Annotated in this window: 16 protein-coding genes; 12 read left to right on the top strand and 4 right to left on the bottom strand. The window is 51.5% G+C overall.

The genetic code is table 11. The annotated features are described in order from the left end of the window. Positions 1 to 7: 7 nt before the first annotated feature. The 12 genes from murD to mutT all read left to right on the top strand — a co-directional run bounded on the left by murD (position 8) and on the right by mutT (position 15,860). The gene (murD, locus tag ACJJIW_RS00830; protein ID WP_444911379.1) at positions 8 to 1,390 is read left to right on the top strand and encodes a UDP-N-acetylmuramoyl-L-alanine--D-glutamate ligase; all 1,383 of its coding nucleotides are present in this window, start codon (positions 8 to 10) and stop codon (positions 1,388 to 1,390) included. After that, positions 1,387 to 2,610, top strand: a complete 1,224-nt coding sequence (gene ftsW, locus ACJJIW_RS00825) for a putative lipid II flippase FtsW (protein ID WP_444936472.1) — start codon at positions 1,387 to 1,389, stop codon at positions 2,608 to 2,610. Before murD ends, ftsW begins: the two co-directional genes overlap by 4 nt. Then, positions 2,610 to 3,707, top strand: a complete 1,098-nt coding sequence (murG, locus tag ACJJIW_RS00820) for an undecaprenyldiphospho-muramoylpentapeptide beta-N-acetylglucosaminyltransferase (protein ID WP_444936471.1) — start codon at positions 2,610 to 2,612, stop codon at positions 3,705 to 3,707. Before ftsW ends, murG begins: the two co-directional genes overlap by 1 nt. 29 nt (positions 3,708 to 3,736) lie before the next feature. Beyond that, on the top strand, positions 3,737 to 5,200 hold the full coding sequence (murC, locus tag ACJJIW_RS00815) for a UDP-N-acetylmuramate--L-alanine ligase (protein WP_444936470.1): 1,464 nt from the start codon (positions 3,737 to 3,739) through the stop codon (positions 5,198 to 5,200). 133 nt (positions 5,201 to 5,333) lie between these two features. Next, positions 5,334 to 6,020 (top strand): cell division protein FtsQ/DivIB, encoded by a 687-nt coding sequence (locus ACJJIW_RS00810; RefSeq protein WP_413665884.1) that lies wholly within the window; start codon positions 5,334 to 5,336, stop codon positions 6,018 to 6,020. A gap of 115 nt (positions 6,021 to 6,135) precedes the next feature. Beyond that, positions 6,136 to 7,371 carry a cell division protein FtsA gene (gene ftsA / locus ACJJIW_RS00805; RefSeq protein WP_282933862.1) on the top strand — a complete coding sequence of 412 codons (1,236 nt, stop codon included), beginning with the start codon at positions 6,136 to 6,138 and terminating at the stop codon, positions 7,369 to 7,371. An 88-nt stretch (positions 7,372 to 7,459) separates the two neighbouring features. After that, the gene (gene ftsZ / locus ACJJIW_RS00800) at positions 7,460 to 8,701 is read left to right on the top strand and encodes a cell division protein FtsZ (RefSeq protein ID WP_444893039.1); all 1,242 of its coding nucleotides are present in this window, start codon (positions 7,460 to 7,462) and stop codon (positions 8,699 to 8,701) included. Between the two features lie 394 nt (positions 8,702 to 9,095). After that, complete coding sequence (gene lpxC, locus ACJJIW_RS00795; protein WP_282933860.1) at positions 9,096 to 10,010, top strand: UDP-3-O-acyl-N-acetylglucosamine deacetylase; 915 nt, start codon at positions 9,096 to 9,098, stop codon at positions 10,008 to 10,010. 157 nt (positions 10,011 to 10,167) lie between these two features. Then, positions 10,168 to 11,103, top strand: coding sequence for a M23 family metallopeptidase (locus ACJJIW_RS00790; RefSeq protein WP_444936469.1), 936 nt, complete (start codon positions 10,168 to 10,170; stop codon positions 11,101 to 11,103). A 163-nt stretch (positions 11,104 to 11,266) separates the two neighbouring features. Next, positions 11,267 to 14,017: a preprotein translocase subunit SecA gene (gene secA, locus ACJJIW_RS00785; RefSeq protein WP_444936468.1), complete on the top strand. Its 2,751-nt coding sequence runs from the start codon at positions 11,267 to 11,269 to the stop codon at positions 14,015 to 14,017. A 232-nt stretch (positions 14,018 to 14,249) separates the two neighbouring features. Beyond that, positions 14,250 to 15,452 carry a bifunctional glutamate N-acetyltransferase/amino-acid acetyltransferase ArgJ gene (argJ, locus tag ACJJIW_RS00780; RefSeq protein WP_444936467.1) on the top strand — a complete coding sequence of 401 codons (1,203 nt, stop codon included), beginning with the start codon at positions 14,250 to 14,252 and terminating at the stop codon, positions 15,450 to 15,452. A 9-nt stretch (positions 15,453 to 15,461) separates the two neighbouring features. After that, a complete protein-coding gene (mutT, locus tag ACJJIW_RS00775; RefSeq protein WP_444911373.1) occupies positions 15,462 to 15,860 on the top strand; it encodes an 8-oxo-dGTP diphosphatase MutT in 399 nt (132 codons plus the stop codon). Between the two features lie 53 nt (positions 15,861 to 15,913). On the opposite strand, the gene yacG is transcribed toward mutT, so the two are convergent. The 4 genes from yacG to ACJJIW_RS00755 all read right to left on the bottom strand — a co-directional run bounded on the left by yacG (position 15,914) and on the right by ACJJIW_RS00755 (position 19,273). Further along, positions 15,914 to 16,129, bottom strand: coding sequence for a DNA gyrase inhibitor YacG (gene yacG, locus ACJJIW_RS00770; RefSeq protein WP_108734183.1), 216 nt, complete (start codon positions 16,127 to 16,129; stop codon positions 15,914 to 15,916). Positions 16,130 to 16,448: 319 nt separating this feature from the next. Next, a complete protein-coding gene (gene coaE, locus ACJJIW_RS00765; protein ID WP_444936466.1) occupies positions 16,449 to 17,057 on the bottom strand; it encodes a dephospho-CoA kinase in 609 nt (202 codons plus the stop codon). Between the two features lie 110 nt (positions 17,058 to 17,167). Beyond that, the gene (locus ACJJIW_RS00760; protein WP_444936465.1) at positions 17,168 to 18,052 is read right to left on the bottom strand and encodes a prepilin peptidase; all 885 of its coding nucleotides are present in this window, start codon (positions 18,050 to 18,052) and stop codon (positions 17,168 to 17,170) included. Between the two features lie 6 nt (positions 18,053 to 18,058). Continuing rightward, a complete protein-coding gene (locus ACJJIW_RS00755; RefSeq protein WP_282933853.1) occupies positions 18,059 to 19,273 on the bottom strand; it encodes a type II secretion system F family protein in 1,215 nt (404 codons plus the stop codon). Between the last annotated feature and the right edge of the window lie 159 nt (positions 19,274 to 19,432).

Below are 19,432 nucleotides of genomic sequence, written 5' to 3'. Positions count from 1 at the left end.
TAGATAAATGAGCCTGATCGCGACTTCTTCACAGCAGAAAGTGGTAATAGGTCTTGGCGCTACCGGAAAGTCGGTGGTGCGCTACCTGCTGCGTTACGGCCATACACCGGTCGTTGCAGACAGTCGCGATAACCCGCCGGGGCTCGAAGCTTTTCGTCAGGAGTTCCCAGAGGTTGCGGTGGAAACAGGTCCATTGCGCCCGGGGACAATACTCGCTGCGAGCTTGATTATTGCCAGCCCGGGAGTTGCGCTTGCTGAACCCGTATTGCAGCAGGCGATTGCGGATGGGATTCCTGTGGTTGGGGATATTGAGTTATTTGCCCAGGCCCTGACTCGGATGCAATCGACAGCGAAGCTCGCCGCGATCACAGGCTCCAACGGAAAGAGTACAGTGACCACACTCCTGGGGGAGATGGTTGAAGAGGCAGGGCTGACAGTTGGTGTGGGCGGCAATATCGGTGTGCCGGTGCTGGATTTACTTGAGAAACCTCTGCCGGACATCTTTGTTTTGGAGCTTTCCAGTTTTCAATTGGAAACCACCTACTCGCTGGCACCTACCGTAGCCACCATTTTAAATATGAGTGCGGACCATATGGACCGCTACCCCAGTATGGTGGAGTACCACCGGGCCAAGCAGCGCATTTATCGCGGAGCGGATCAGTTCGTGATAAATCGCGCGGACCCCTTATCCCAGGGGCCTCTTTCTCGAGAGAGACGGGAGTGGAGTTTTGGGCTTGATCAGCCGGATCTCAATCAGTTTGGCCTGCGCTTGCATGAGGGGCAGAACTGGTTGGCTCGAGGCACAGAAGTTTTAATACCTGTGGCCGATTTGGCTATGGTGGGTAAGCATAATATTGCCAATGGTTTGGCAGCCCTGGCAATGGGTTATGCACTGGGCCTACCCACTGAGGCGATGCTAAAAATTTTACGCAGCTTTCGCGGGCTGAAACATCGCTGTGAGCGCGTGGCTGATTTTGAAGACGTTGTTTATGTTAACGATTCAAAAGGCACCAATGTAGGAGCAACCCAGGCGGCATTGGATGGCTTGGCTACGGCAACCAGTAAAATAGTGCTTATTGCTGGAGGGGATGGCAAGGGTGCTGATTTTGCTCCCTTACGAAAAAGTGCAAGAGCACTCCGGGCCCTGGTGTGTATCGGTGTGGATGGAGAGAAAATAGCCGGTGTCTTTGATGGCCTGTGCGAGATTCGCAGGGCTAGCACAATGGTAGAGGCCGTTGCTGAGGCCAGACAATTAGCTAATAGCGGTGACTATGTATTGTTATCACCGGCATGTGCCAGCTTTGATATGTATAAGAATTTTGAAGCCCGCGGTGATGATTTTCGCCAGGCCGTTTTGGAATTAGGCTATACCGCTGGAGGCTCCCAGTGAGTGCCCAGGTAATCAAGGCCCAAGGTAGTGAATGGCAGGATGGGCTGCTGCTACTCAGTGTTCTGGTTCTGGCTAGCATTGGTGTGGTGATGGTCGCTTCAGCATCTATCGCTTTTGCTACGGATATTTATGGTGATCCCTGGTATTTCCTCAGGCGTCATTTGGCTTTTTTGATGGTTGGTGGATTAGCTGGATTTGTCGTTAGTCAGATTCCCCTGTCAATTTGGTCGCGACTGTCCTGGCCATTATTACTGTTTGCCTGTCTGTTATTGATTGCAGTGCTTGTGCCGGGGATTGGACGGGAGGTGAACGGTAGCCGGCGTTGGCTGGTATTTGCAGGCATAACTGTGCAACCCGCGGAAGTGGCTAAGTTCTGTCTGTTAGTTTTTTTTGCCAGTTTTTTAACTCGTCGAAATAAGCAACTACGCCACTGGACCAGCTTTATGGTGCCAGTGGTGATTCTCGCATCGGTTGCTCTGTTATTGCTTTTACAACCGGACTTCGGTTCGGTGGTTGTAATTTCAGGCACCGTATTGGCAATGGTTTTTTTGGCGGGAGCGCGTCTTCCCCATACTTTTTTATTGGTAGCTGCGGCTGCGAGTGGACTGGTGCTAATGGCACTGATGAGCCCCTATCGCTTACAGCGATTGCTGACGTTTCTGGATCCTTGGGGGGATCAGTTTGCCAGTGGCTACCAACTTACCCAGTCCCTGATTGCATTTGGTCGCGGAGAGTGGTTTGGAGTTGGTTTGGGCAATAGTGTGCAGAAACTGTTTTACCTGCCTGAGGCCCATACGGATTTTATTTTTGCCATTTTGGCAGAGGAATGGGGAATGTTGGGTGGCGTAGTGCTGGTAGGGCTTTTTGTTGTTCTCACCTACTCACTGCTCCGCCTGGTAAAAGAGGCCCTGGTGCAGGAGAAATTTTTCGCTGCACTTCTAGCTTTTGGTATGGCAGTGCTATTGGCAGGACAAGCTTTCGTGAATATGGGCGTTGCTTCAGGCCTGTTGCCGACTAAAGGGCTAACGCTGCCATTTGTCAGCTCTGGTGGCAGCAGCCTGATTGTATGTTGTGCATTACTTGGCTTGGCGATGCGGATTCGGGCTGAACTAAAAGAGCCTGCTGAAAACGGAAGCGGGGGGCTTGAGCTTTTGCGTCAGCTGCCAATATTCCATTCAACCAAGTCCAGTGTGAAGGGCAGCAACGGAGAAACGGTTTGATGTCTGAAGTAAATAAGCGTTTTTCTGGAAAGAAGTTTTTGCTGATGGCCGGTGGTACCGGCGGTCATGTGTTCCCAGCGTTGGCTGTGGCTAAAGCGTTGCAAGAGCAGGGAGCTGTTGTCGAGTGGTTAGGTACTGCCCGTGGGATTGAATCCCGATTAATACCTGCGGCGAATATTCCTTTGCACTGCATTAAAGTGGAGGGTATTCGGGGGAAGGGAAAGTTGGCCTTACTCAAAGCCCCGTTGCAAATTTTGCGGGCAATTGCTCAGGCCAGGACAGTTGTTAAGCAGGTACAACCTGATGCAGTACTCGGCTTTGGTGGCTTTGCGACCGGCCCAGGGGGCGTTGCAGCCCGTCTCGGGGGGATACCGTTGATAATTCACGAGCAAAATGCTGTTGCCGGAACGACAAACCGCTTGTTAGCGCGGATTTCCAGCCAGGTGCTTGAAGCATTTCCCAGTGGGTTACCCGGTGCCAGGCAGGTGGGTAATCCAGTGCGCAAAGAAATTGCAGAATTGCCTGAGCCAGAAACACGAATTGGCAGCCAGTCGTCTCTGCGCCTTTTGGTATTGGGCGGTAGTCTCGGTGCTGTAGCAATTAATGAACTGGTTCCTAAGGCAATCGCATTGCTGAAACCCTCCCTGCGCCCGGTAGTGGTCCACCAGGCTGGAGAGCGTCACCTTCAGGCTGCCAAAGACGCCTATAAAGAGGCGGCAGTAGAAGCTGAGGTGGTCCCTTTTATTGCGAATATGGCTGAGGCCTACCGCTCTGCGGACCTGATTATTTGCCGTTCCGGGGCTTTGACTGTTTCTGAAATTTCAGCTGCGGGAGTCGGTGCAATCATGGTGCCTTTCCCCTTTGCAATTGATGATCATCAAACGCGTAATGGCGAGTGGTTGCAAAATGCTGGCGGAGCGATTGTTATGCAGCAGCGGGAAATGGACGAGCAGAAGTTATCCGGCTTATTACAAAGTCTGTTAGAAGATCGCCAGAAACTATTGCAAATGGCGACCTCCGCGCGGCGCGCGGCAAAAACTGATGCGACCGAGCAAGTAGTAAATGCTTGCAGGGAAGAGCTGGCCTCGGCCAGGTAACACAGAATAAGTGGACGAAGGTTAAAGTAATGTCTTCAGTGCGGACAAACGAAGATAAAAGTTATGCGGTACCGGCCATGCGTCGTATCCGCCGTATCCACTTTATTGGGATCGGTGGTGCCGGTATGAGTGGCATTGCAGAGGTATTGCAGAACCAGGGCTACGAAGTCTCAGGTTCTGACCTGCGTGAATCTGCGGTTACTGATAGATTGCGCAAATTAGGGGTTAAGGTCCAAATCGGACACAGCGAGGAAAATGTTCGCGGCGTTGATGTTGTGGTTAATTCCTCTGCCGTACATGGCGATAACCCGGAGCTGATTGAAGCGAGAGAAAAGAGAATCCCTATTGTACGCCGTGCCGAAATGCTCGGTGAACTAATGCGCTATCGCTATGGCATTGCTGTGGCAGGAACCCACGGAAAGACCACCACGACCAGCTTAATCGCCTCAATCTTTGCGGCAGACAAAAAAGATCCGACCTTTGTTATCGGTGGTCTGGTCAATGCTGCAGGTGCCAATGCTGCCTTGGGCGAAAGTCGTTATTTAGTGGCTGAAGCTGATGAGAGCGATGCGTCTTTTATTCACTTACAGCCGATGGTGACGGTGATTACCAATATCGATGCAGACCATATGGAAACTTATGGTGGAGACTTCGAAAAGGTAAAGCAGATCTTTATTGATTTTGTTCACAACCTGCCGTTTTACGGTTTGGCGGTAGTTTGCGGGGATGACGCCAATGTTCAGGAAGTTATTCCCAAGTTTTCCCGCCCGGTTCTGACCTATGGATTTGATGAGGGTAATGACTACCGTATCGTTGAAGTAAAGCAGGAACCACTGCGCAGTCATTTCTCGGTACAGAGACCCAAGGGTGATCTATTGCAGGTTTCTGTGAATACGCCGGGTATTCACAATGTTCTCAATGCGACTGCAGCAATTGCTGTAGCTAGTGATGAAGGCGTTAGTGATGAAGCAATTCGCCAAGGCCTGATAGGCTTCCAGGGCGTTGGTCGTCGATTCCAGATCTACGGTGATTATGCCGTTAGCGATGATACCGAAGCTGATAAGGTGATGTTGGTAGATGACTACGGCCACCACCCACGTGAGGTAGCCGCTACTGTAAAGACAGTTCGAGATGGCTGGCCGGATCGTCGCTTGGTAATGATTTATCAGCCCCACCGTTATACCCGTACGCGGGACTTGTTTGAAGACTTTGTCCAGGTCCTCTCTGAGGTGGATAAGTTAATTTTGCTGGATGTATACAGTGCGGGTGAAGCGCCAATTGCTGGTGCCGATGGCAGAACGCTTGCGCGAAGTTTACGCAACAGGGGACAGGTAGATCCGATTTTTATGGAAACTATCGATCAGGTTCCCCCGGTATTAGCTGATCTGTTGGAGCCAGGTGATATTGTCCTGACCCAGGGAGCTGGCAACGTCGGAGCACTTTCGCAAAGGTTGGCTGATTGGCGCTTAGGCGAGCGCAGCGGCGAGGGCTAAGTAGCTAGTGAAAGGAGCTGGAACGAAATCAGCCGGGAGAAAAAAAAAGACAGCTCGCGGAGCGAGCCCTCTTGGAACCGATGATCCCGAGAAGCTTCGTCTGAACTGGAAGCGGTGTTTTTTTTTATTGGTGATGTTCGCAGGCTTTAGTGCTTTGCTCTATGGTGCAGTTTGGTTATGGCGATGGGTGCCATCGGTTGAGTTGAGTAATGTTGATGCCCTAGAGCAAGTTGAAGTACGCGGGGCTTTTAATGCGGTAACTGAAGAAGAGTTAAGAGAGGTGCTTCTTCCTCACTTGAAAGCGGGCTTTTTTTCAGCGGACATTCAGGCGATGCAGCAGACATTACTGTCTAACCCCTGGATTACTTCCGCCTCGGTGAGCAGGCGTTGGCCGAAGGGTGTTGAGGTTGATATCACTGAAGCGCAACCTCTCGCGACCTGGGGTAAAGATAAATTGTTGGTAGCGAGTGGGGATTTGCTGCCGCGTCCGTCACATATGGGGGTTCAGTCCCTGCCCGAGCTTGCCGGGGATGAAGAATTGGTAGAGCGGATTATGCTGCAATACCGCGCGCTTGCGGGGTTACTGACCACGCGGGATATGGAGGTTAAACGGTTGTCATTTGACGACCTAAGCGGTTGGCATCTGGAGTTAGTGTCGGGAATTGAATTAAAACTTGGCCATGATGCTTTATTGGAGCGGGTACACCGTTTTCTGTATTTGAGTCGGGGTGTACTGGCGCCGCACTTGCAAAAAGTTGTCAGCGTCGATACGCGCTACAGCAATGCGGTAGCGGTTCAGTGGAAAGACGAAGAAAAGTAAACATCGAGGCAGCCCGGGTGGCTGTTTTATAGATAAAAGTTTAAAAGCGAATGCTGTGTTCTGGTCCGATAGCAGAACCTGAAACAGAATGCAGCTCAGCGAGGTTGGCACGAAAATGACACAGGTATCCGATCAGCGCATGATTGTTGGACTGGATATAGGCACCTCTAAAGTAGTCGCTATTGTCGGTGAAGCTTCCGGTGATGGGGAACTTAATATTGTCGGTATCGGCTCTCATCGTTCCACTGGAATGAAAAAGGGCGTAGTGGTTAATATTGAATCAACTGTGCAATCTATACAGCGCGCTGTGGAAGAAGCTGAGTTGATGGCGGGTTGTGAAATTCACTCTGTGTACGCAGGGATTGCGGGAAGTCACATTCGCAGCTTGAACTCTCACGGTATAGTTGCGATTAAGGATCGAGAGGTTACCCAACAGGATCTCGATCGTGTTATTGATGCTGCCAGGGCTGTCGCTATTCCTGCGGACCAGAAGATTTTGCACACGCTTCCGCAGGAATACCTGATTGATAATCAGGAAGGGGTAAAAGAACCTCTCGGAATGTCTGGTGTTCGCCTCGAAGCAAAGGTCCATTTGGTCAGCGGTGCAGTGAATGCTGCACAGAATATTGAAAAGTGTATTCGTCGATGTGGTCTGGAAGTAGAAGATGTCATTCTTGAACAATTGGCTTCAAGTTACGCAGTCCTGACCGAAGATGAAAAAGAGTTGGGAGTATGCATGGTAGATATTGGTGGGGGAACCACCGATATTGCTGTGTTTACTGGTGGATCTATTCGGCATACCGGTGTGATACCGATTGCTGGAGACCAGGTTACCAATGATATTGCCATGGCTTTGCGCACACCGACACCGCACGCAGAAGATTTGAAAATCAAATATGCGTGCGCGTTGGCAAAACTCGCTCGCGAAGGTGAGACGATTAAGGTACCGAGCGTTGGTGATCGCGCGCCTAGGGATTTATCCCGACAGGCATTGGCCGAGGTCGTTGAGCCGCGCTACGACGAATTGTTTACATTAGTACAGGCGGAGTTACGTCGCAGCGGCTTCGAAGATTTGTGTGCGGCGGGTGTAGTACTTACCGGCGGCTCTTCAAAAATGGAGGGCGCGGTTGAACTGGCTGAGGAAATTTTTCATATGCCGGTTCGCCTAGCAGTGCCTCAGGGTATTGCAGGTTTGACGGATATCGTCAGCAACCCAATTTATTCCACTGGAGTTGGATTATTGATGTATGCGATGCAGCAGGAAGAGGCTCGAGAGGGCAAAATACAGCCTGTGCGCAACGATAATCAGTGGTGGGACAAGGTAAAGCACTGGTTTCGCGGAAATTTGTAATAGAGTGCAACCAGATTTAGCCATCCGTTGAAGGATTTTTTTTAGGCATGGCTGTAAAATTCGACATGAGCAAGAAAGGGGAACAGCAATGTTCGAACTAGTTGATAGCGTACAGGATAAGCCTGTCATCAAGGTGATTGGTGTCGGCGGCGGTGGTGGTAATGCTGTTAAGCATATGATCGCCAATGATGTTGAGGGTGTAGATTTTATCTGTGCAAATACAGATGCACAGGCCCTCAAAGATGTTGAGGCCCGCACTATCCTGCAACTGGGTAACACAATTACACGCGGTTTGGGCGCAGGGGCAAACCCGGATATTGGCCGTCAGTCCGCACTTGAAGATCGCGATCGCATTGCTGAGGTATTAACCGGTGCGGATATGGTATTCATCACTGCCGGTATGGGCGGTGGTACCGGTACCGGTGGTGCGCCGATTGTCGCTGAGATTGCAAAAGAACTGGGCATCCTTACCGTTGCGGTAGTTACTCGCCCATTTAAGATCGAAGGGCGCAAACGCACAGTTGTAGCTGAAGAGGGTATCCTCGAACTGCGCGATAAAGTCGATTCTCTGATTACTATCCCCAACGATCGCTTGTTGGAAGTACTCGGCAGCAAGATCACAATGAAATCTGCTTACAAAGAAGCAGATAACGTTTTATTGGGTGCTGTACAAGGTATTGCCGACCTGATGATTCGCCCGGGCATCATGAACGTGGACTTCGCCGATGTGCGAACCGTGATGTCTGAAATGGGTATGGCGATGATGGGGTCCGGCTCCGCTGTCGGTGAGAACCGTGCACGCGAAGCGGCTGAGAAAGCCGTGCGAAGCCCGCTGCTGGATAACGTCAACCTGGCTGGTGCTCGCGGTATTCTGGTGAATATTATCACTGGTAGCGAAGAGGCGGGCTGTCAGGAGCTGACCCTGGGTGAGTACTCTGAAGTGGGTGAGATTGTCCAGGAAATCGCCTCCGATGAAGCTACTGTGGTTATTGGTACCGCGGTGGATGACAAGCTTGGTGATGAGATGCGGGTTACTGTTGTGGCCGCAGGCCTTGGAGAGGGCTCTCCGGCCGCGCGCCCGGCAAAGGTAGTGGATAATACCCGCCGCCCTGAGCCTCGGGAGCCCGTTCGTGAAACCCGTGAGGCTCGCGATAGTCACACAGCTCATGCTGGTCACAGCTCTGCAGGGCTGGCAAGCCGCGAAGCTATTGATCCGCGCCCGCGTACTGAAGCGGAGCGCCCCAAGCGCCCGGCCCCTGCCTTGAATCCCGCTGATGCGGATATGGAGTACCTGGATATTCCAGCCTTCCTGCGCCGTCAGGCAGACTAGAAAAACGGTACCGCAGAGGCAGAACACCGCTCATGTCTGCCCGGCTCCGGCTGGGTATTGCCGCTGCGGTACGGCTTTTGCTCGGGTCTACCTTGTCGAATGGGTAGGCCCTTGCCCCGTTTATGCAGATTTCTGCCAGAACCAACGAGTCGCAATAACTATCTAAAATAATTAACAATTATTAACAGCGCTTGCGGAGCTTCCGATCTTAGAATGCTGTCATAGCGACATGCGTTGGCGCTGCAATCTTTGCTTGATCTATCCTCTATAGGTAGGTGGTGCACAGTTGTGGTGACCACTCGCCCAGAATTGGTATTGGCGTCGCAATTGTGCTAGTATCGATGGCTTGCTGCGCCTCAGGGGCGTAGTCCACCGACGGGGAAAAGATAGTTTCATGATCAAACAGCGCACGCTTAAGAATGCTATTCGCGCCACTGGCGTAGGTCTGCACACTGGCAAGAAAGTTGTACTTACCCTTAAACCAGCGCCCGTAGACACCGGTATCGTGTTCCGTAGAACCGATTTGGACCCGGTTGTTGAAATCGAGGCTCGTGCGGAAAATGTCGGCGACACTCTCCTTTCAACCACCCTGGAAAAGGGTGATGTTCGCATTGCTACGGTAGAGCACCTGCTCTCAGCAATGGCGGGCCTTGGCATTGATAACGCGGTTGTCGAGTTATCCGCGCAAGAAGTGCCCATTATGGATGGCAGTGCCGGCCCATTTGTATTTCTAATTCAATCCGCGGGCATCCAGGAGCAAGCAGCTCCGAAGAAATTCCTGCGAATCAAGAAGCCAGTAACTGTAGAGGATGGCGATAAGGTTGCCAGCTTCCTACCTTTTAATGGCTTTAAGGTGTCTTTTACAATCGACTTTGACCACCCGGTTTTCCAAGGGCGCAACCTGAGTTCATCCGTGGACTTTTCCAGTACCTCCTTTGTGAAGGAAGTGAGTCGCGCCCGTACCTTTGGCTTTATGCACGAGATTGAGTACTTGCGCTCTAAAGGCTTGGTTCAGGGCGGTTCCGTTGATAACGCAATTGTGATTGATCAGTACCGTATTCTGAATGAAGGCGGGTTGCGTTATGAAGACGAATTTGTGAAACATAAAATTCTGGATGCGATTGGCGATCTCTATCTTCTGGGGACCAGCCTGATTGGTGAGTTCAAGGCCTTTAAGTCTGGCCATGCGCTGAACAATAAATCCCTTCGCAACCTGATGGCTCAGGAGGATGCTTGGGAAATGGTCACCTTTGAAGGTGAGCAGGAAGAAGCACCGATCTCCTATATCAAGCCGATTTTGGCAGTTTGATACTTTCGCAAGAAGCCGGCATTATAGTGCCGGCTTTTTTGTATGATTGTTTCACAGAGAAAGCCTATAGATTTTTGGTATCCTTATTGGTTTGGCACCTCAGCTTATAGGTTGGGGACTAACGAAAATTAAAAATGTCGAACTCCTCACAGCTCCTATGAAAGTAATCCTGGTTAATGAGCGCGGTGCGACTCGCAGCTTTAATTTTGGCAGTTTGAGCAAAGCCCTGTTGGGGTTGTGCCTGCTAAGTCTTCCTGTGGGCGCATTTCTACTGGGGGCGAATTTACCGGTTACCAAAACGGACTTATTTGACTCCCGAACGGCCAAGGCCTGGAACCGAGCACTGCGCAAGCAGCAGGAAGAAATTGCTGAAGCCGATAGAGAGGCGCGGGAGCAGCTGGCTGCTCTTACCGTCAAGCTTGCAGAGTTGCAGGCGCGTTTAACTCGCCTTGATGCACTGGGTGAGCGTTTAACCTCTGTTGCCAACCTTGATGAAGGAGAGTTTGAGTTTGGCAGTGCACCTGCTATCGGTGGGCCGGAAGACCCCGGAATCGCAGGCGCATCGGAGTTGCCGTATCAGCCACCGGAATTCCTGGATGTTATTGGAGATCTTTCTCATCAGATTGAAGATCGCCAAATGCAGCTGAACACGCTCGAATCCCTGATGGCGAACCTCAAGCTTGAGGACGAGCAGTTTTTGGCGGGCCGCCCGATCAGCAAGGGGTGGATGTCTTCCCGTTATGGTTATCGCACCGATCCATTCACTGGCCGTAGGACCTGGCACAAGGGGGTGGATTTTGCTGGCAAGATGGGATCCGATGTTGTTTCAGTAGCCGCAGGTGTTGTCACCTGGGCTGATGAGCGCCATGGCTATGGTCAGTTGGTAGAGATTAATCACGGCAATGGTTATTCAACCCGCTATGGGCACAATAGTGAGCTTAAAGTGGGGTTGGGTGACGTGGTCAAGAGGGGGCAGACTATTGCCCTGATGGGTTCCAGTGGTCGCTCTACCGGGCCCCATGTTCACTTTGAGATATATAAGAACAACCGCACGGTTGATCCAGCTAGCTATATCCGCCGCACAGGCAGATAAGAACTATCCTTCCTTTACGCGTAATTGTTGGTAGCTTGGCATAAGAGTTGCCAGCGCTTGCGCCTTCCTGTTTACTTGCACCCCTCGCATAAAGGAGCGTCGGTGCATCGATCTGCCCGATATTAGCGCCGACAGCGCAAATAAGATAAGTGGTTTCTAGATAATGATTGGCAAACTGATTAAATCGGTCTTTGGTTCAAAAAATGACCGCGAGCTGAAGCGCATGCGACGCGTCGTGGGAAAGATCAACGCTTTGGAAGAGGATTTCCAGAAGCTTGACGATGCAGGCCTGCGGGCTAAAACGGATGAGTTCAGACAGCGACTCGCTGACGGGGAAAAGCTCGATCAAATTCTGCCTGAGGCGTTTGCTGCAGTGCGTGAAGCGGGTCGCCGGGCCATGGGAATGCGCCACTTCGACGTTCAGCTGATCGGTGGTATGACCTTGCATGAAGGGCGTATTGCAGAAATGCGTACCGGTGAAGGTAAAACCCTGGTTGCAACCCTGCCGGCCTATCTGAATGCGCTTGAAGGTAAGGGCGTTCATATTGTTACGGTGAACGATTACCTCGCTTCGCGGGATGCCAATTGGATGCGCCCGGTATATGAGTTCCTGGGCATGACGGTGGGAGTTATTGTTTCCCAGCAGCCACCGGAAGAAAAGAAAGCGGCCTATGAGGCTGACATTACTTACGGCACTAATAACGAATTCGGTTTTGATTACCTGCGTGACAACATGGTGTTGCGCAAAGAGGACCGCACCCAGCGCCCTCAGAACTTCGCTATTGTCGATGAGGTGGATTCCATTCTGATCGATGAGGCGCGTACTCCATTGATTATTTCTGGAGCCGCCGAAGACTCTTCTCACCTTTATATGGCGATGAATAAGCTGGTTCCCCAGCTGGAGCGTGCCGAAGAAGGTGGGGAGGGGCACTACACCGTTGATGAAAAGACTCGTCAGGTTGAGCTGACCGAGCAGGGGCACTTATTAATCGAAGACCTGCTGTCACGCAGTGGGTTGATGAAGGAAGACCAGTCCCTTTACGCCCCTGGGAACCTGGGCCTGTTGCACCATGTGCACGCCGCCCTGCGCGCGCATGTGCTGTTTAACCGCGATGTGGATTACATCGTTCAGAACGGCCAGGTGGTGTTAATTGATGAGCACACCGGTCGGACCATGCCCGGTCGCCGTCTCTCCGAAGGCCTGCACCAGGCGCTGGAAGCAAAAGAGAGTGTGCAGATTCAGAGTGAGAGCCAGACCCTCGCTTCTACAACATTCCAGAACCTGTTTCGCTTCTACCCCAAACTTTCGGGAATGACCGGTACAGCGGATACAGAAGCGTTTGAATTCCAGCAAATTTATGGCCTGGACGTGGTGGTGATCCCCACCAATAAACAAATTCAACGTGAAGATCTCAATGACCTGGTTTACCTGAGCCAGGAAGAGAAGATGGAAGCGATTATTGAGGATGTGAAGCACTGTCGCGAAAAGCAGGCTCCGATCCTTGTAGGTACCGCCTCTATCGAGACTTCAGAGGAAATGTCCCGCAAGTTGCAAAAGGCGGGCATTAAGCACCAGGTTCTCAACGCGAAATACCACGAGCGCGAAGCACAGATTATCGCCCAGGCGGGTCGCCCGGGTGCAGTGACTATCGCTACCAATATGGCTGGTCGCGGTACCGACATTGTTCTCGGTGGTAATTGGGAGGCTGAAGCGACGGCCTTGGGCCAGGAAAAAGATCGCGAACTGACTGAAGTGGAGCTCGCACAAGTTAAGGAAGATTGGAAGAAGCGTCACGAGCAGGTGATCGCTGCGGGCGGTCTGCATATTATCGGTACTGAGCGTCATGAATCCCGCCGTATTGATAACCAGCTGCGAGGTCGTGCAGGTCGTCAGGGTGACCCGGGTGTTACTCGTTTCTACTTATCTCTGGAAGATAACCTTATGCGCATCTTCGCCTCTGACCGGGTGAAGAATTTTATGCAGATGCTGGGTATGGAGCGCGGTGAGGCGATTGAGCACCGCATGGTTTCCAACGCTATCGAAAAAGCCCAGCGCCGTGTTGAAGGCCGCAACTTTGATATTCGCAAGCAGTTGTTGGAGTACGATGACGTGGCCAATGACCAGCGTCAGGTGATTTACGGCCAGCGCAATGAGCTGCTGGAAGCTGAGGTTATCAGTGATACGATCTCTGCCATTCGTGAAGATGTAGTTGACGGCATTGTCTCCGGTTCTATCCCCCCCCAGAGCGTGGAAGAGCAGTGGGATATTCCAGCCCTGGAGCAGCAGCTCTCTGGTGAATTGGGTATCCAGTTGCCGGTTCAGCAGTGGCTCGATGAAGATCGCACTCTGCACGAAGAGAGCCTGCGGAAAAAGATTACTGTCGCCGCGCAGGAAGCCTATGCTGCAAAAGTTTCCCGCATTGGTGAATCTTCCGGTGATGCCAATCTGATGCCGACTATCGAGCGTCAGATTATGCTGCAAGTGTTGGATCAGTTGTGGAAAGAGCATCTTTCCAGCATGGACCACCTGCGTGCGGGTATTGGATTGCGGGCTTACGCCAACAAAAACCCCAAGCAGGAATTCAAGCGCGAGTCTTTCCACCTGTTCCAGAGCATGCTGGAGAACCTCAAGCATGAAGTGGTGCGTATTCTTGCCCACGTAGAGCCGATGACTCGTGAGCAAGCGGAAGAGATGGAGCAGCGTCGCCTGGAAGAGCAGCGCAGGCAGCAGCTTGAGCTGCAACACGCTCAAGCTTCGGCGCTTCCAGAAAATGAGCCCAAGGAGCAGCAGCAGGCTACTCCGGCACCAGAACGTCGCGGCCCTAAGGTCGGGCGCAATGATCCCTGCCCCTGTGGTTCCGGGAAAAAGTACAAGCAGTGTCACGGCAAGCTGGCTTCCTCTACCCAGAGCTAGTTCTCTACTGCTTGAATTCAGAAAGTGCCCCGCTTAGCGGGGTATTTTTTTAACCGGTAAAAGAATTATCTGCGGAAAAAGATTTTAATTCCGCAGATAAGTTTATTTTTGGCTTGCCTTACTGAGGTTCGGCTTTGATAATGTCGGCCGCTCATTTATTTCCGCTATTCCGTTTGGGTGAACTGGGGTCTAGGTTTACCTGCAGCTGTGATAGCCCAAAGTCGTTATTCTTATGCCTGAATTATCCATATCCGTTGTCGAAGGGGTTCGCCTCGCCAGTGTGCCAGCCAGGATCAAAGACTGGGAACGCAATGACCTGTTGTTGGTTGAGCTTGCTGAAGGAACTTCAGTTGCAGCCACTTTTACCCAGAATACTTTTTGTGCGGCTCCGGTAACGGTGGCCAAAGAGCATATCGCCAAAGGAGAAGTGCGAGCCCTGGTGGTTAATGCCGGCAATGCCAATGCCGCTACTGGGGTAAGGGGACTGGCGGATGCCCGGGCTACTTGCGAGGCGGTGGCAGATGCACTGAAGATTTCTGCTGAACAAGTATTGCCTTTTAGTACTGGTGTCATTGGTGAGCACTTGCCGATGGAGAGGTTACTCACTGCTATCCCGGGGTCTGCTGGACAGCTTGATCCCGCCGGATGGGAATTGGCGGCCGAGTCCATTATGACTACGGACACCCGGCCAAAGATTGCGAGCCGCAAGTTAATGATTAATGGTGAAGAGATTGCCGTTGTCGGTATTGCCAAAGGTTCCGGCATGATCCAGCCGAACATGGCTACCATGCTGGCCTATGTCGCCACTGATGCCGGTGTGACACAGTCCCTGCTAGATCAAATGGTGCGCGAAGTTGTCGGGGCCTCATTTAATCGAATTAGCGTAGACGGAGATACCTCGACGAATGATGCTTGTGTTTTGATGGCCACAGGTGCGCGGGGGGAGATGATCAGCAGCTCTGAGAGCACTGGCTACCTGGAGCTGTATAGGGCAATTTCGGAAATACATATAGAGCTGGCCCAGGCCATTGTCAGGGACGGTGAGGGGGCGACCAAGTTTGTTACCGTACAAGTGGATGGCGCGCTCAGCAGTGAAGAGGCCTTGACGGTAGCTTTTGAAGTCGGTGATTCTCCGCTGGTGAAAACTGCACTTTATGCCTCAGACCCCAACTGGGGTCGGCTGGTTATGGCGATCGGCAATGCTATCCAAGGCGAATTAGACACCGATAAGGTGGAAATTTTTCTCGATGATGTACAGGTGGTAAGTGCCGGTGGGCGCGCATCTGGATATCAAGAACAGGTTGGAGAGCAGGTATTTTCAAAACCTGAATTTACAATCCGTATTGAGCTGGGTCGCGGTGCCAGCAGTGAGCACATCTGGACCTGTGACTTCTCTCACGAGTATGTCACCATCAACGCAGAATATCGGACTTGAGGTAGTAGAGTGAGTAAGGTTGTCCATGTTGCTGTCGGTGTAGTAACCCGAGGGGATGGCAAGATCCTGATTGCCCGCCGTCCCGACCATTTGCATATGGGAGGGCGCTGGGAATTTCCCGGTGGCAAGGTGGAAGCTGGTGAGTCTGTGCAGGAGGCGCTCTATAGGGAGCTACTTGAAGAAGTGGCCATTGAAGTACAGGAGTTGCAGCCGCTGGTGGAAATTCGTCACGATTACCCTGAAAAAACCGTGCTGCTGGATACCTGGCAGGTAACGCAGTTCACGGGTGAGGCTCTTGGGCGAGAGCAGCAGGAAATCAAGTGGGTGTCTGCTGGGGAGCTGGATAAATTCCACTTCCCCGATGCCAATCAAGCAATTATTGAAGCGGTAAAAGGGAGTTTCTCCTAAGCTTCATCTTGAACAGCTGCTTGCAGGCAGCTGTTCAAGTGGATTGGATGGCCTTAATGGCGGGGCTTGTTCGGGTCCAGGTCATCACTCAGCACATCGTCATACACTGACTCCCCGGGAATCTTGTGTCCCTCACTAGCCCATTCGCCGAGATCAATCAGCTTGCAACGTTCGCTACAAAAAGGTTTGAAGGGAAACTTATCGCTCCACTCAATGGGCTTTTTGCAGGTAGGGCAGTTGAGTGTCGGCGTTACGCTGGATTTAGGCATAAGTTAGCTTGGGCTCTAAAGTGATCTGAATCGGAATTGTACTCTAATTAACTTAGGGAGCCTCTGAATAACTCCGTGATACCTCTGGCATGCAGAGCGGTTCACAATCAAGGCGCGGCTTCGCAGGAATGTCTAGACCTTTCAAGAGGTCGCAACGCGGAGTGTGAATCGCTCTGCAAGCCCCGGAGGGCGGGCCTTGAAGGCCACAGCTGCTGCGTTGCATCTCTTGCAAAGGGCTACGGCCATTCGCGGTGAGCTGCGCCTAACATCTGCAACCTTCAAGGCCCGCAGAGGCATTACGGAGTTATTCAGAGGCTCCTTAGCTCGACTGTTCCGGCCGAGCAATCCGTAAGTATTCCCGGTGGAGCTGCTCTATTTGAGCTTTGAGTGAGGCTAAGTCACTAGCGTTATCCAGCACATCATCTGCCTTCTCTAGTCGTTGCTCCCTTGTCAGTTGGGCCGCCATGATTTTGCGAATCTGTTCCTGCTGGCTGTTATCGCGCGCGCTGGCGCGCTCAAGCTGCAAAGCCTCAGGTAGATCGACTACACAAATCCTGTTTACGAGCTCATATTGGCCTGATTCAATCAGGAGGGGGGATTCCAGTATCGCGTAGGGCCCCTGACTTGCGTTCAGTGAGGAGGTTATCTCCTCTCTTATCAGTGGGTGTAATAGACTTTCCAGCCATTGCCGTTCGCCTGGGTCGTCAAATATCAGTGTGCGCAGTTTGCTCCGGTTTAATTCGCCACTTTCCAGTAAGACATCGGCCCCGAAGTGCCGGGCTATCTGTTCCAGAGCGGGCTTTCCCGGTTGTACCACAACCCTTGCCGCCCAGTCTGCATCTACTACATTAATGCCCAGGCCACGGAAATACCCAGCTGCTGCTGACTTTCCGCTACCGATCCCGCCGGTTAAGCCTACGGTAAACAATGGCTGCCCTCCCCAAGAATAAATAGGTTGCGGTATAAATAAAAACCCCGGCCAGATAGCTGGCCGGGGTCATAGTAAAGCAAATAGGTGGAGAATAGTGAGTTGGTCGTTTAGCTGCTAAGACCAGAGATATTGAAATACCAGCTCATGATTTGATCACCCCAAAGCATGGCGATCCAGCCGGCTCCGGCAAGGTAGGGGCCAAAAGCGATGGGCAAGTTGCGATCCCGCCCTGCGGCAATACTCCAGGAAATTCCAGCAGCTGCGCCAACAGCAGCGGAAAGTAGGATAACTAACGGCAGCACTTGCCAGCCAAACCAGGCGCCAATGGCTGCTAGGATTTTAAAATCCCCAGCTCCCATACCTTCCTTACCGGTAACAATCTTAAAGATATGGAACACCAGCCACAGTGACAGATAGCCGGAGATAGCGCCGATGACTGCGTCCTGCAAAGAAGTAAAAGCTCCCCAAATATTGATCAGTAAACCGGCCCAGAGTAGCGGTAGAGTAATGCTGTCTGGAAGCAGCTGTTTGTCAAAATCGATACCTGTTAGAGCAACGAGAGCCCAAGTAAAGAAGCATCCAGCTAATGCCTGCCAAGTGAAGCCCAACTGCCAAACAACAATGGCAGTCAGAATACCAGTTACCAATTCCACCATTGGGTAACGCTTGGAAATAGCAGTACCGCAAGAACCGCATTTTCCGCGAAGGAAAAGGTAGCTAATGACGGGGATATTTTGCCAGGGCTTAATCTCAACCTGGCACTTGGGGCAGTGGGAGTGGGGGAGTATCAGGTTAAAAGGCTTATTTAACTCTTTTTGCTCTTGGGCAGTGGGCTTTGTATCAAAATAGCTATAGAAATCCCGCTTATATTCCCGTTCCATCATAACGGGGAGGCGCAGGATTACGACGTTAAGGAAGCTGCCTATTAAGAGGCCTAAAATAAAGGCGCTGCCTATGAGCAGCGCTAGATGATTCTGGAGTACGTCTAACATTTGGCTTTAGATTACATTACCCATATTAAATATTGGGAGGTACATTGCGATCATCAGGCCACCGACAAGGACACCCAGAACAGCCATGATCATCGGTTCTAACAAGGTAGTAAGATTATCCACCAGGTTGTCTACTGCTTCTTCGTAAAAGTCTGCAGCTTTACCCAGCATCTCATCGAGAGCGCCGGACTCTTCACCAATTGCAGCCATTTGAATCAACATGGTGGGGTAAAGGCCAGATTGTCGCATCGCCAAGTTAAGGGGTACACCGGTAGCAACTGAGTCCCTTATTTTTAGGGTTGCCTCCTCATAAACACAGTTGCCGGTTGCTCCGGCAACGGATTTGAGTGCATCGATAAGGGGGACACCGGCTGCAAATGTGGTTGACATGGTTCTGGCAAAGCGGGCAGCAATTGAGTTGTAGGTGATAGTGCCAAGAATGGGAATACGCAGCATAATCCTGTCAAAAGCCTCAGCGACTTTTTTATTACGCTTCTTTATTTCAATCGTACCGCCGACACCAACAATGACGGAAAGCAGGGCATAAAACCAGTTGGCTTGCATCCACTCTGAGATATTGACCACTAAGAGGGTGAATGCGGGAAGGTCTGCACCAAACCCCGCAAAAGTTTGTGCAAATTGAGGAACAACCTTAATCAGCAAAATGGATGTGACGATAACAGCTACAATAATGACGGCGATAGGATAGGTCATCGCCTTCTTGATCTTTGCCTTTAGAGACTCGGTTTTCTCCTTGTAGGTAGCAATCCTGTCCAGCATAGTTTCCAGGGCACCAGACTGTTCACCAGAGGCAACCAGGTTACAAAACAGATCATCGAAGTACACGGGGTGTTTACGGAGTGCCTCGGAAAACCCTGTGCCAGAGGCAACTTCACTCCGAATTTTTAATATCAACTCTTTAAGGGCTTGGTTGTCGGAGCCATCTGCAACAATGTCAAAGCTCTGCACCAGAGGGACACCGGCTTTCATCATGGTCGCCATTTGGCGAGTAAATATGGCGATATCGACAGGCTTTACTTTACCTTTACCGCCGCCAAATAAAGGTTTTGGCTTTTTCTGCACGCGATTGGCGATAATCCCTTGCTTGCGAAGCTGGGCCTTAATTAGCGCAGGGCTGGTTCCGTTGATTTCACCCTCGACCTTTGCGCCCTTACTATCTACGCCTTTGTAGATATATGTTACTGCTGCGGCGTTGGCCATAGTTATTATTCCTGCCTGTTGTCTCTTGGTGCCAGTGATGAGGCTGGCAGTGTGGATTTTATCAGACCTTGGTGTTTTCTTTGTGTTTAGGGCTGAAACCTAAATGCAAAGGCAATAATGCCTGACCTTTCCTTAGGATACCGCTATAGATCAGTCGTC

The sequence above is a fragment of the Microbulbifer maximicatervae (SeqCode) genome, from assembly GCF_052467815.1.
This window is presented reverse-complemented; position numbering and strand designations above follow the sequence as displayed.